The 13,330-nt window shown below is 64.4% G+C and carries 10 protein-coding genes; 6 read left to right on the plus strand and 4 right to left on the minus strand.

Annotated features, from left to right (window positions below; all coding sequences use genetic code 11):
• Positions 1 to 1,943 (minus strand): DUF3825 domain-containing protein (locus Q0H23_RS04915; protein WP_293836272.1); only part of this gene is annotated, 1,943 nt, incomplete at its 3' end.
• Between the two features lie 722 nt (positions 1,944 to 2,665).
• On the opposite strand from Q0H23_RS04915, the gene pepT reads away from it, so the two are divergent.
• The 4 genes from pepT to Q0H23_RS04935 all read left to right on the plus strand — a co-directional run bounded on the left by pepT (position 2,666) and on the right by Q0H23_RS04935 (position 8,826).
• Positions 2,666 to 3,928, plus strand: a complete 1,263-nt coding sequence (gene pepT, locus Q0H23_RS04920; protein WP_293836273.1) for a peptidase T — start codon at positions 2,666 to 2,668, stop codon at positions 3,926 to 3,928.
• Between the two features lie 150 nt (positions 3,929 to 4,078).
• On the plus strand, positions 4,079 to 4,885 hold the full coding sequence (locus Q0H23_RS04925; protein WP_293836274.1) for an HAD family hydrolase: 807 nt from the start codon (positions 4,079 to 4,081) through the stop codon (positions 4,883 to 4,885).
• Between the two features lie 26 nt (positions 4,886 to 4,911).
• A complete protein-coding gene (locus Q0H23_RS04930; protein ID WP_293836275.1) occupies positions 4,912 to 5,436 on the plus strand; it encodes an aminoacyl-tRNA hydrolase in 525 nt (174 codons plus the stop codon).
• A gap of 144 nt (positions 5,437 to 5,580) precedes the next feature.
• Positions 5,581 to 8,826 (plus strand): ABC transporter ATP-binding protein/permease, encoded by a 3,246-nt coding sequence (locus tag Q0H23_RS04935; RefSeq protein ID WP_293836276.1) that lies wholly within the window; start codon positions 5,581 to 5,583, stop codon positions 8,824 to 8,826.
• A gap of 143 nt (positions 8,827 to 8,969) precedes the next feature.
• On the opposite strand, the gene Q0H23_RS04940 is transcribed toward Q0H23_RS04935, so the two are convergent.
• Positions 8,970 to 9,995 carry an endonuclease/exonuclease/phosphatase family protein gene (locus tag Q0H23_RS04940; protein ID WP_293836277.1) on the minus strand — a complete coding sequence of 342 codons (1,026 nt, stop codon included), beginning with the start codon at positions 9,993 to 9,995 and terminating at the stop codon, positions 8,970 to 8,972.
• A gap of 150 nt (positions 9,996 to 10,145) precedes the next feature.
• Here Q0H23_RS04940 and Q0H23_RS04945 point away from each other — a divergent pair, with 150 nt between their 5' ends.
• Positions 10,146 to 10,565: a hypothetical protein gene (locus tag Q0H23_RS04945; RefSeq protein WP_293814707.1), complete on the plus strand. Its 420-nt coding sequence runs from the start codon at positions 10,146 to 10,148 to the stop codon at positions 10,563 to 10,565.
• Between the two features lie 15 nt (positions 10,566 to 10,580).
• Complete coding sequence (locus Q0H23_RS04950) at positions 10,581 to 11,558, plus strand: YdcF family protein (protein ID WP_293836278.1); 978 nt, start codon at positions 10,581 to 10,583, stop codon at positions 11,556 to 11,558.
• A gap of 20 nt (positions 11,559 to 11,578) precedes the next feature.
• Here the strand turns inward: Q0H23_RS04950 and Q0H23_RS04955 are convergent, their stop codons facing one another.
• Together Q0H23_RS04955 and Q0H23_RS04960 are read right to left on the minus strand one after the other, a co-directional pair.
• Positions 11,579 to 12,082, minus strand: coding sequence for an N-acetyltransferase (locus Q0H23_RS04955; protein ID WP_293836279.1), 504 nt, complete (start codon positions 12,080 to 12,082; stop codon positions 11,579 to 11,581).
• A 135-nt stretch (positions 12,083 to 12,217) separates the two neighbouring features.
• Positions 12,218 to 13,174 carry a zinc dependent phospholipase C family protein gene (locus Q0H23_RS04960; protein ID WP_293836280.1) on the minus strand — a complete coding sequence of 319 codons (957 nt, stop codon included), beginning with the start codon at positions 13,172 to 13,174 and terminating at the stop codon, positions 12,218 to 12,220.
• Positions 13,175 to 13,330 lie beyond the last annotated feature (156 nt).

Genomic DNA, 13,330 nt, shown 5'->3' on the forward strand with positions numbered 1-13,330 from the left:
GGCTCGCCCTCAATGGCGCGAGAGAGGTCGCGTCTCGCGGCGGCTCGCTCGGCGGGGCCGGCGGCGGCAAGGCGGTCGAGAGGGGCCTGGGCGTCAGTGCCGGCAACGAGCGATGCGACGAAGCCGCGCGGCAGGCGCTCGATGTTCGCGCCCAGGAGGGACTTGTAGTCCGGGATCACGAGGGCACCGTCGCGAGGCATGACGTCGTCAATCCCCTCGAGATAGCATGCGCGCGGCGGCAGCGCGGGGAGGTGTGCCGTGAGGTGGCCGCCAAGCTCGCCGTCACCTGCCGTAGCAAATCCGTCGAGGTGCCAGGGGATGTCGGTGCCGGTGGGGGAGAGAACGGCGTAGAGCTCCTCGTCCATCGGGGTGGCAAGGCCGGTGTCGAAGGCCGCGAGCGTGCCGTCCGGGGACGTTGCGACGCCGCCGGTCGCGCGAAGGCGCGCGAGCGTCGAGGCGAGATAATCGCGCAGGATGCCGTAGCGACTCTCCTTGCCGACGCCCTCGCCGGGGTAGTTCCAGCGCTCGGGCGCGGCCGCGCGCGCAAGCGTGCCCAGCATCTTGTTCCAGGAACCAATCTCCATGAATTGGGCGAGGTCACGCGCGGGGTCTGCTTTGGGGACGCCCGCTGAGGAGACGGGAGCGAGCTGAGCCCAGCACCCGCCCTCGGCCTGGGGCAGGCCTTCGATGCCAACGGCCATGTGGACGTTGCCGGACCCGTCGTCTCCGTCGACGAGCGTGAGGTGCCAGCGGCGTGCATCACCCGGCCGCGAGGTGCGGCGAATGGTGACGGTTACGGGAGCGGTGCCGTCTTCCTGCAGGTACCTGAGGGGGAAAGTCACGAGGTTCCGAGAGCCCGTCGTCGTGCCGGTCGCACGGGCGACGCGCCAGTCCTCATCGAGGACGCACATGAGGTCTTCGTCGATGGGGAACATGCGCGTGAGCATGCCCACGAAGGACGGCTTGATGGAGACCTCCTCAGAGAAGGTGTGAGGTAGGCCATCGGGGATGTGGGGTGCAGGCGCGGGAGCCGCGGCGGGCACCGCGGGCGCGGGCGCGGGAGCTGCGGGCACCGCGGGCGTGGACGCGGATGCGGGAGCTGCGGGCGCCGCGGGCACGGGCTCTGCGGGCACGGGCGCTGCTGGCGTCGCGGGAGCGGGTACCGCGGGCACGGGCGCTGCGGGCGCCGCGGGCGCGGGTGCAGCTTCATCCGCGTGAGTCGTTTCGAGTACTGCGTTGGCGACGACGGTTTCCTCCTGAGAGGACTCGAACTCGGCCGCCTGTGCCGCAATCTGCTCAAGGATGGAGGGAATGGCTGGTGCGTCGGACGCGATGGCATCTGCCTGCGGGCTATTTGCTTCCACGACGTCGGGGGATGCGGTGACGTCTACCGGTGCTATCTCGACGGTCTCTTGTAGCACTCCGGCTACGGTAGCCTTCGGGGCGGCGGGGACATTTTCCTCGACGAGCGCCATGCTCTGCGTCTGCTCGGCCTCGACGGCCGCGACGGCTTCCTCCGCCTCTTCGGCCGAGGGCGTCTCAACGGGCTCTTCCGCAATTTTGAGCTCGCGCATCTTGGGGCGCACGGGCTTGAGCGCGCCCTTCTTACGCTTCCACGGCTTTCCCTTGCCGCCGTTCTTTTTGGACTCGTCGCCCGCGGCGAGCGCGGAGTCGAACGTTTCGTTGCGCGTTACGGTTACGTAGAATCGGCCGCCTTTGAATGCGGTGAGCTCGCAAACCCCGTCGAGCGCGGCGAAGAGGTCTTGCGCGGTGGTGTGACCGAGGCCCTCAGGCGTGATGCCGTCCGCCTCGAGCGTCTCGACGGCGCGGGGGAGGAAAGCCTGGCGGCCAATCCCCAGAGCGTTACTCAGAAGACGATAAAGGTAGAGCTTGTTTGCGTCCGTGAGCTGCACGGGCAGGTCGACGATCTGCTTTTTTGCCATGAGATGCCCCTTATTCTTGCGGCCGCATAATTGCTCGCCGCGTTATGTCTTAAGGTACTAGGCTATCACGGCTGGTGTCTGCTGAGCCTCTGTCGCTTGCGTCATGTAACCCTGTTCCGGGATTCGGACCGCTCCTTCGCGCGCGGTCTCATTAATTGCCCTTCAAACACAGCGTTTAATCGTCGATTCGCGCCTGGCTGCCTTCGAATTTGCACGACGAGATTAAAAAAGTTGCTAAGTAGGGGGCTAATTCGGTTTTGCTTGAGTAGTCCCTAAAAACGCAACCTCGCTACCTGCGGTTTTGCTACGCCGACAGAGCGGTCTACTCAGTCGGTTGCGGATTAGCCCCCTACTTAGCGTTGTTTTGCGCGGCACCCTGCTAGCGAAGAAATTGCTCTGGTATTCAACTCACTCGAGAAGTATGGACATGAATCGAATCGCCTCGAGTAGTCTCCTAATAAGTGGTAAATCTACCTGCAGGTTTGGTGGCTAAACAATTACCTCTACTCCGACGAACGTGATTCATGTCCATACTTCTCGAACGAGTGGGCATTTGGCGGTCCCGGGGTGCCTAACCATGTGCGAAATGGGCGGGGCCGCGGCGTGGCGGCCCCGCTCGTCACCATGACAAACCCCTTTCGATACGTACGTCACCTGGGGAGTAAACTCATTACGGACATTCATTCACCCCGCCCAGCGCGGGATTTCCCTGAGGAGGGCCCATGGATAGTTACACGCCGAAGCCAAGCGACGTCCTTGAACGATTCATGCGTTACGCGCAGATTGACTCGCAGTCTGATCCGCATAACGAGGAGGAGACCCCGTCGACCGCCTGTCAGCACGACATGGCGCGTCAGCTTGCCGCCGAGCTCGCCGAGCTGGGCTGCGCCGAGGTTGAGGCCACGAGCAACGCCTACGTGACGGCGACGCTGCCCGCCTCGGCCGGGGCGGAGGATCTACCAGCCCTCGGCCTCATTGCCCACATCGACACCGCACCCGATGCGCCTGCCGCCGGTGTCAAGCCGCGCGTCGTTTGCTACGAGGGAGGAGCGCTCGTCGCCGGCGAGCGCGGCGGCCATGTGATCGAGACCACGCCCGAGCAGCTTCCCGCGCTCGAGCGATTCGTCGGCCAGGACATCGTCGTCACGGACGGCACCACGCTTCTTGGCGCGGACGACAAGGCGGGCGTTGCGGAGATCGTCGCCCTCGTCGCGCGTCTCGCCGCTCATCCCGAGCTTCCGCACCCCACGCTCAAGATTGCCTTCGTGCCGGACGAGGAGATTGGCCATGGCGCGTCCCTGCTCGACCTCGAGAAGTTCGGCGCGACCTGGGCCTACACCGTCGATGGCGAGGAGCTCGGCGACTTCAACTGGGAGTGCTTCTCCGCGAGCCAAGCCAAGGTCACGGCCCATGGCGTCGAGGTGCACCCCGGTAGTGCCAAGAACGTCATGGTCAATGCCATCACCGTGCTCGGCGAATTTGACGCCCTCCTTCCCGCGGCAGAGCGCCCGGAGTACACGGAGGGTTACGAGGGCTTCTTCCACCCGATCGAGGTCTCGGGTTCTTCGGGCGAGGCAAGCCTGACCTACATTGTGCGCGACTTCGACGCGGACCGCTTCGCTGCCCGCGAGCAGCAGCTTCGTGATGCCGCGGAGTTCCTCAACAGGCGCTATGGCACCGGCACGGTCGAGGTCGAGATTCGCGAGCAGTATCGCAACATGGCCGAGCATCTGCGTGGCATGGACTTCCTGCGTGATAACGCCTTCGCCGCGATGGCGGCGTGTGGCATGGAACCGCGCGTCGTGCCCGTCCGCGGCGGCACCGACGGCGCCCAGCTGACCTTCCGCGGCCTGCCGTGCCCCAACCTGCCCACCGGCGGCTACAACTTCCATGGCGTTCGCGAATTCATTCCCGTGCGCAGCATGGAGCTCATGGTCGACGCGCTCGAGCAGCTCGTGGCTCGCTTCGCGGTTCCGCAGGAGTAAACGCGTGCGGCGAAGGGCGCCTGGCGATTCGTCGCGCCCTTTGCCGCTTAACTCGGGTGCCTGCCGCCTTGCGCTGGCGGGTGTCCAAGCCAAGCGGCTTGCTGCCGCGACAACCGGCCGCATCGCCACAACCCAGAGAACGGAGACATTGTGATTAAGCTCATCGCATCGGATATGGACGGCACGCTGCTCGACGAGCACTCCGAGGTGCCGGCGGAGACCTTCGGCCTCATTCGCGAGCTTCGCGAGGCGGGCGTTCACTTCGCGGCGAGCTCCGGCCGCAGGCTCGACACGCTCCATGAGTTCTTTGCCCCCGTTGTGGACCAGATGGACTTCGTGGCATCGAACGGCGCCCAGGTCGTGGTGTCTGGCGAGCTCATCGATCGCGAGGTCTTCTCGCACATCGGGCTCAGGCGTCTGAAGGAGACGGTCGACAACTTCGATTGCCTCCACATCGCCCTTTTCGACCGCACCCAGAGCTTCCTGCTCGATGACGAGGATCGCTTCGAGCGTGAGATCGACAAGGACCTGCTCGCCGCTGTCCGCGTTTATGACGTGCCCGCACCCGAGGTGAACATCCTCAAGACCTCGGTCTTCTGCGACACGCCCGAATACACGATGGACATGGCCTACGTCCTTCAGCGCGAGCTGGGCGATCGCTTTGTTTTCGCGCCCTCGGGCTCGAGGTGGATCGACGTTATGCAGGTGGGAGTTTCGAAGGCAACGGGCATTCGCCAGATTATGGAGTACCTGGGCGTCGAGGCGGACGAGGTCATGGCTTTCGGCGATGCCATGAACGACTACGAGATCCTGCGCATGGTGGGTCATCCCGTGGCAATGGGCAATGGCCGCTACGCCGTCAAACAGATTGCCGAGCGTGTGATTGGGAAGAATACCGAGCAGGCCGTTCAGGCCGAGATGCGTCGCGTTCTCGAGGAGGCGTGCGCTCGGGCGTAATCGATACGAGGGGTTTGAGGTACGCAATGTCAGCAACGATGATGGGCACGGCGACGTCGGCGCGCGGGGAGACGGAGCCCGAGACTGAGCCTGCGGGCCCGGATATCCGGCAGTATGTCGTGGTCGATCGTTCTCTGGGCATGAGCGCGGGCAAGGTCGCCGCGCAGGTGGCACATGCGAGCGTGGCGGCGCTGCTTGCTGGCACCCAGCGCTACGTCGAGGGCGATCCTACGTGCGGTCCCATCGGGCTCGAGTGGGGCGGCAGCCTTGCGCGCACATCCGTTGACGCGGGCGTGCTGGCGGAGTGGGTTCGCCAGGGTGAGCCCAAGATCGTGCTCGCGGTCGATGGTGAACGCGCACTTGCCGCGCTCGTGAGTCGTGCGGAGAGCCGTGGCTTCATGGAGGGCATGGACTTCTTCTGCATCCGCGACGCGTGTCGCACCGAGCTCACGCCGGACGCCTCCGGTAGCCGTTGGACCTGTGTTGGGTTCGCGCCCATGGACGTGAGCGCGATCTCGCCCGTGACGGGCCAGCTGCCGCTGTATAGGTAGCCGGCGCTGCGCTCCGCCGTGCCGGCCGTGCCTGCCGCCGATGGCGCCGCCGAGCCGCCGAAAACGCCGCGCCCGCCGCCGCCGATGGCGTCTGCCGCCGCGTGCCCCGCGCTCCGCCCTAAAGAACACCGCGATGGGAACCGCATGATCGAGATCCAGGGTATTACCAAGTCCTACAAGACCGGAGACTTCGTCCAGCGCGCCCTTGATGGCGTGTCCATCACCTTCCGCGAAAGCGAGTTCGTGGCGGTGCTAGGGCCCTCGGGCTCCGGCAAGACGACCTTCCTCAATATCCTCGGCGGTTTTGATCATGCTGATTCCGGCGGCATCATCGTGAACGGTGTCTCGACCAAAGACTATTCAGACGCCGACTGGGATACCTATCGCAACCACCGCATCGGCTTCGTGTTCCAGAGCTACAACCTTATCCCGCACCAGACGATTCTCCAGAACGTCGAGCTCGCGCTCACGTTGGCGGGTGTTGGCCGCGAGGAACGTCGCGAGCGTGCTCGTGCCGCGCTCGAGCGCGTAGGTCTGGGCGACCACGTCAACAAGCGTCCGGCGCAGCTCTCCGGTGGTCAGATGCAGCGAGTGGCCATCGCCCGCGCCCTCGTGAACGACCCTGAGATCGTACTTGCGGACGAGCCCACCGGCGCGCTCGACACGGAGACTGGCATCCAGGTCATGAACATCCTTGCCGAGGTGGCGCGCGACCGCCTCGTCATCATGGTCACCCACAACCCGCAGCTCGCGGAGGACTACGCCACGCGCATCGTCCGCATCAAGGACGGCCGCATCGTGGACGACTCCCGTCCCATCGCCGACGCCGAGCTCGCGGAGCGCCGTGCCGCCGAGAAGGGCGCAGAGCAGCCAAAGCGCCGCTCCTCGATGAGCTTCCTCACGGCGCTCGCGCTCTCCGCGAATAACCTCATGACGAAGAAGGGCCGCACGGCCATGACGGCCTTTGCCGGCTCGATCGGCATCATCGGCATCGCCGCGATCCTGGCGCTTTCCAACGGCGTGAACGAGTACATCGCCCGTGTCGAGCAGGACACGCTCTCCAGCTATCCACTCTCCATCTCTCGCCAGGACTACGACCTCACGGGCATGATGGAAGAGGCCGGCACGGCGAGTGACGATGCGGCCCAGAGTGAGGCGCCGGAGAACCCGAGCGGCTCCGACAAGATCCCCGTGGTCACGGCGCTCAAGGAGATGTTCGCGAGCGTCAAGTCGAATGACCTCGCCTCCTTCAAGCAGTGGCTCGACGCTGGTGGAGACGGCATCACGGACGACGTCAACGCCATCCAGTATGACTACGGCATCACGCCCATCATCTACCGCGAGCAGGATGGGGCCGACCCGGTGAAGCTCGTGCCCAACAACATGACCGCCGCGGCGAGCGGAGGTGCCTCGAACGCCGCGATGGCGGGCATGTCGTCGATGAACGGCTCGAGCGTCTTCAACGAGATGATCGACGACCAAGAGCTCCTCGACTCCCAGTACGACGTCGTCGCCGGCCGCTGGGCGAGCGCGCCCGACGAGGCGGTGCTCGTGCTGTCGAGCCATGGGACCGTGGGCGACTACACGCTCTACAGCATCGGCAAGCTCGACATCGACGAGCTCAACAGCCTCGTTTCGAGTGCTATGTCAGCGGATGGCAACATCACCACGCCCGATACCGACGTGGACTTCACCTATGACGAGGCTCTCCAGACCAAGTTCAAGGTGCTTCCGCCCTCAGACGCCTATCGTAGGAACGACGAAACCGGCGGCTGGACCGACATGAGCAACGACGCCGCCTTTATGGCGGATAAGGTCGCCAGCGGCCTCGACCTCAAGATCGTCGGTGTGGTGAGGCCCAACGGCAGCTCGAACTCGAGGGCGCTTTCCCCGGGCGTCGCCTACACGCATGGCCTCACGGAGGAGCTCATGGCCCGCGCCGCGAACTCCGACATCGTGAAGCAGCAGCTCGCGAACCCCGAGGTCGACGTCTTCACGGGCAAGACCTTTGACACACTGCAGGAGGAGAGCAAGCGCGGCGTTGACCTCTCCAGCATGTTCTCCGTTGACGAGGCGGCGCTCAAGCGAGCGTTCTCCTTCGATGAGAGTGCGCTCAGCCTGCAGGGATTTGACTTCTCCGGCATGGATTTGGGGAACGTGAAGCTCGACCTGTCCGATATCGACTTCGACATCGATATGAACAAGATCATGGCTGGAGCGCCCGCGCCTGATTTCTCGGGTGTTTTCCAAGACCCGCTTACGCCGGAGCAGATCAAGCAGCTCGGTGACCTCGCGAACCAACTCCTTGCGAACTTCCTGACGTCTGACCAGTTCCGTGACCTCGGAACTGACGTGAACGATCCGTCGAAGGTGGTCGCGGCGTTCCAGAAGTACCTGGCTGAGGATGCGGGCGCTCAGGAGACGCTCGCCCAGATCAAGGCGATTGCGGGGGAAAGCGTTGCCGAGAGGCTGCAGAAAGCGCTCGCCGACTATATGCAGAACAGCTTCGCGCCGTACCTGAAGCAGGCGATGCAGCAGGTCATGGACCAGATGGGCCAGCAGATTGGCAACGCAATCGCCTCGCAGCTCCAGAGCTCGCTCGCGGGGGTCATGGGCCAGGCTGCGCAGAGCATGGGCTCGCAGCTCGCGAGCGGCATGCAGAGCGCCTTCCACGTGGATGCGAGTGCGTTTGCCAATGCCATCCACTTCAACATGACGGCGGACGACCTCACCTCGCTCATGACGAGCTACGCAAACGCCGGACGCCTTACGTATGACAACAACCTCTCCACGCTTGGCTATGCTGACGAGAGCGACCCGCAGATGGTGAAGATCTACCCCATCGATTTCGAGGCCAAGAACCGCGTGGTCGCGAGCATTGACGCATACAACGAAAGCGCCAAGGCGGCCGGCGATGAGGACCGCGTGATCTCCTACACGGACTACATGGGCGTCATCATGGGCAGCGTCACGGACATCGTGAACATGATCAGCCTCGTGCTCATCGCGTTCGTGAGCATCTCGCTGGTGGTGAGTTCGATCATGATCGGCATCATCACCTACATCAGTGTGCTCGAGCGCAAGAAGGAGATTGGTATTCTGCGCGCGATGGGCGCTTCCAAGGGCAATGTCGCGAACGTCTTCAACGCGGAGACCTTCATCGAGGGCCTCATCGCGGGCGTGTTTGCGATTGCGGTGGTGCTTATCGTGTCGGTTCCGGTGAACGCCTGGGTGCTGCGCGAGCACAACGTCGCGAACATCATGAGCCTGCCCGCGGGTGCTGCCGTTGCGCTGATTTGCATATCGGTGCTGCTTACGGTAGTTGCCGGACTTATCCCGTCCTTCTCCGCCGCGAAGCGCGACCCGGTCGAGGCCCTGCGCAGCGAGTAGATGGCAGGCCCGCGCGCGGCGGCGCGGCTCGCGCATGGCCTCTGGCCGGGGCGGCGGCGCGGCTCGCGCATGGCCTCCGACCGGCGCGGCGAGCGGGCGTGCCCTGAGTGCGATGGGTAGGGTGGTGCGAGCCGCCTTTGCGCCTACAGCTCGAGCGTGGCAATGAGGGCGAGGTGGTCCGAACCCGGTACCTCTGCTGTGGAGACCTCCGTGGCGATCACCCGATCGCTCGTGACGACGTGGTCGATGCTGCAGAATGCCGGAATCTCCAGGTTGGCGGGCCAGGTGCTCGTGATGCCGGCTCCGCACTCGCGAGCGGCGTCGTGAAGCCTGGGCGCGCCAGCCGCCGTGCCCTCGCCAAGCATCTCGCGGAAGGGTGCGTGGTCATACGTGGCGTTGAAATCGCCGAGAAGGACGTAGTTAAGGCCATCGTCCTCCGCTAGGCGTTCGCGCACCACGCCAATCTCGGTAATGCTTCTTTCCCACAGGGCCCAGTAGCCCAGGGCGGGCGAACACGTGTGGACGGAGACGAGGCGCAGGTGGGCGGTCGTGCCATCTGGGCGCGTGACCTCGATGGTGCCCGCGGGCATGGCGGATGCGGACGAGCCGATGTCGTCGCTCGCGGCGTCCGAGAGGGGAAGCGCGCTCCACACGCCGTTGCCGTAGACGCCGTCTGAGCTCGAGCGCTCGGAATAGGGGAGGAGTTCGTCGATTCCCGCCGCCTTAAGCTCGTTCACGAAGTCGATCGTGGTCTCCTGCAGAGCGAGGACCTGGATGTTGTTCTCGCGCACCAGCTCGACGACGCGCTCGGCGTTAGCGTTTCCCTTGTAGACGTTGCAGGTCATGACGCGGAGGGCCGTTGTCTGGCTGTCCTCCGCGGCGAGCGCCGAGGTGACACGCTGGCTGGGAATGAAGAAGGGCGTCTGCCAGGCAACCTCGAGGGCGATCGCGCATGCGGCTATGATGCGCACGAAGAGCCATGCCTCATGGTGGTGGCGCCATGCTGGGACGAAGGAGAATGCGAGCGCGATGGCGGCTGATCCCGCGAACCATGGCGTGAGCGAGACGACGTTCGCGACGAAGGGGAGTGCCGCGAGCGAAGCGGGTAGCATGCGGCATGCGATGCCGCCAAGCGTTACGAGTGCCAGTAGCAGGGTGATTGCTCGCATGCCTCTCCTCTCGTGAGCAAATGCGGGTGCGGCGTATTGCACGTTTCGACGCCGCACGGGCCTCGGGGACCGCAAGGGTCGCACCGTCTTTTGACGGTCTTGAATGGTAGGCTATTCGCAAATCGGCGGCATCTAGCGTGTGGAGGTCCGATGACGAAGGACAGGGCTACAGAGATTCGAGAGGCGATCGACGCCGCGGATGCCGCGCTCAAGCATCTTGGGAATGCCGCAGACATGCTCGATGATGCCGGACGTTGGGGCATCGTGGACATGCTTGGCGGAGGGCTCATCACGACGCTGCTCAAGCATCGCAAGATCTCCGATGCTCAAGACGAGATTGACGAGGCAAAGCGCGCGCTTCGCATCTTCGTGAAGGAGCTTGACGATGTGGATGAGGCCACCGGCCTCAACGTCGAGCTGGGTAGCGGCCTTCAGTTCGCGGACATCTTTTTCGACGGCGTGCTTGCCGACTGGATCGCACAGAACAAGATTGACCGCGCGAAACAGCAGGTTGCGGACGCGATGCGTCAGGTTTATGCCGTCCGCTCTCAACTCGAGCGCATGCACTAGGGTGCGGGGCTCGCGATGGGTAAGGAAGGGCGATCGGAACACGTGTGCCCGGGCATGGCGCGCGAAGAGGCTTGCGGCGAGTGCGCGACCTCACTCCTGTTGCGCAAGGAGGCTCGCGACCTCAATGTACTCGCGAGGTTTCTCGGGCAACGTGACCTTCCGCGGCTGAGCCGGGACGGCGTCGCCGCGGCGAGCGCCCGCGCTGCTGTCGGGACGGATGGTGTCGCCGTGGCAGGCGCCGGCGCTGCTGACGATGCGTCCAGAACGGACGCGACGGGCGGCCCAGGCGTTGCCCGTGTGGCGAGCACCCAGGTTGACGTGGCAGTCCTCTTTGGGGGATCGATCCTAGCGGGTGGCGAGGTTCTTGCTGATGCCATGAGGGCGGACGTCGCCCGTGCCTATGTCATCGTTGGCGGTGCGGGCCACACGACGGAGACGCTACGCGAACGGGTGCGGGCGGTATGGCCACGCATCGATGTCGCTCCCGGCGCCGCGGAGGCGGAGATTTTCGACGCCTATCTCCGCGAATATCACGGCATGTCCGCCGACCTTCTCGAGACGAGGTCGACCAACTGCGGAAATAACATCACGTATCTCCTCGAGCTACTCGAGTCGAGGGGCATTACCGCGGAGAGCTTCCTTCTCATGCAGGACGCGACGATGATGAGGCGCATGGTTGCGGGGCTGCGCTTCCATAGGCCTGACGCTGCCGTTTTGGCATACGCGACCTATGCGGCGAGAGTCGTTGCTGATTCAGGCGGCCTCTCTTACGAGGATGAGCCACTGGGCATGTGGGGCATAGAGCGATATCGAACGCTGCTTATGGGAGAGGTGTCACGTCTGCGAGACGATGCCTCGGGCTATGGACCCAAAGGGGCTGGTTGGATCGCGCACGTTGATATTCCGCGCGACGTGGAGGATGCGTTCACGCGTCTTAGGGCCGCGCATCCGGAGGCAGTGCGCGTGGCCAATCCGGCGTACGCCTCTCGCTGAGATGTGATTTGCTGGCGTGCCTACAACACCAGCTGGTAGGCCAGGCGCGGGTCGCCATCCTCGAGGTGGATGATGCCGCAGTACGAGAATCCCGCCTTGGCAACGATGTGCTGCATGGTCAGGTTGTCATTGTGCGTGTCGATGCGCAGATTGCGGATGCCCAGGCTGCTGGCCTCGTCCTTTGCACGAGCCAAGACGGAGGAGAACACGCCTCTCATGGTGCCGTCGCTCGCGACGCGATGAATGGTCACGTAGGGTTCGTCGTTGAGCCAGGCGCCATCATAGATCTGCTGGTAGGTTGGGTCTTCCTCGTTGTAGATGGTGAACGCGAAGTGCGCGCGGTCATCCTCGTCGACGCCAACGCGGTATGCGCCTTCTTCGACGCTGCTCGCAATTTCCTCAGGAGAGGGGCGGCCATCGCCCCACTGATGGGGATTGCCGTGCTCTGCCATGTAGCGACGAGCGGCGGCGTAGATGCGAACGAGGTCGTCAAGATCCTCGCTGGTAGCGATGCGAATCTGCATGTGAAGTCCTGTCTTGTGCTGAAGGCGGGCGTGCTGGCGTTGTTCGCGCCCGCGCCGCCGGGCTCTTGGGTCCGCGGACTGCGCTGGCGTTTGCCGCGCTTGTGCTGACGAGGTATGGGCTCGGGCGTGCTGGTGCTAGCCGCGCTGGTCTTCCGGGCACTCCTCGGTGGTACCGAGGGGGCGACCCGAGTAGTTGAGTCCGTTGATTGCGCGGCGAAGCTCCTCCCCGCCGTGCGTGAAGGCCTGGGCGAGGGCCGGCCATCCGTCGAGGGCGGCGTCGAACCTCGTCTGGAAGGAATCCTGAGAGGTACCGCCTGCGAAGGGGTTCTCCCACGGCAGGTGAGAGAGATTCGCCACCCAGCAGTCGTCGTTCGTGGTGACGCGGTGCGATAGCGAGGTGAGCTGCGAGTGCGGACGCGCGATGCGCTCGAGGGTACCGAGCGCGCGGCTCTTCAGCGAGCCGTTGGGCTCGATAGCGCGATAGCACAGCTCCATGTCATCGACGGCGGCGGCGTACTCGGTCGCGGAGAGGTCGATGCCAAAGGCGGCCCAGGCAACCTGGCTCGTGAGCGCGCCGGCGACGCGGCAGATGCGGTCCGTGCGCGCGAGCTCACCGGCGGGCGGGCAATCGTGAACCGTGGCGCGGCGGCGCGTCCAGAGCATCCAAGAGTCGAGGTCTGCCTCGATAACGGCATGGACCTCGCTGCCGGCATCATCTAGCTCGGGATTCGCGGCGATGATGGCGTATTGCTGCGCGTAGATGAAAGGGTGTGCGGAGCGATCGAGCGCATAGTGGGAGAGCATGCCAAGGGCGAAGGCGCGGCCGATGCCGGCGTCATGGACGGGAAGGTGGCTCACTCCGTCGCGAAGCGCCGTGAACGCTGCCGTCATGCGCTCGTCATGCATGCGATGGGCGAGCTGGTGAGAGGCGCTGGTCGCTGCGGGCGCGCCGAGCACGTGGAAGAAGAAGGGGTCCGGGCCTTGGTTGCCGAGCAGGAACGCGAGAAGTTCCTCCTCACCAGTAATGACGTTTTCCGGGAGGAGCGCGACTGAGCTCTCGCCGAACAGATGATGAGTGATGAGAGCGGGCATGAGAGTCCTTCCTCGGTCGATTTGCTGCGTCCATTATGCCCCCGCCGGGGGAGTGCTATCCATGAGGTGGCGGGTATCCGTCATATTCGTGTTTGGCTATCCGTCTATTGGATTCTGATATGCATCGCGGACACTTATGGCATCGCCGCCCCTATA

The organism is uncultured Parolsenella sp. (assembly GCF_934660935.1).
In the GTDB taxonomy this organism is placed as follows: Bacteria; Actinomycetota; Coriobacteriia; order Coriobacteriales; family Atopobiaceae; genus Parolsenella.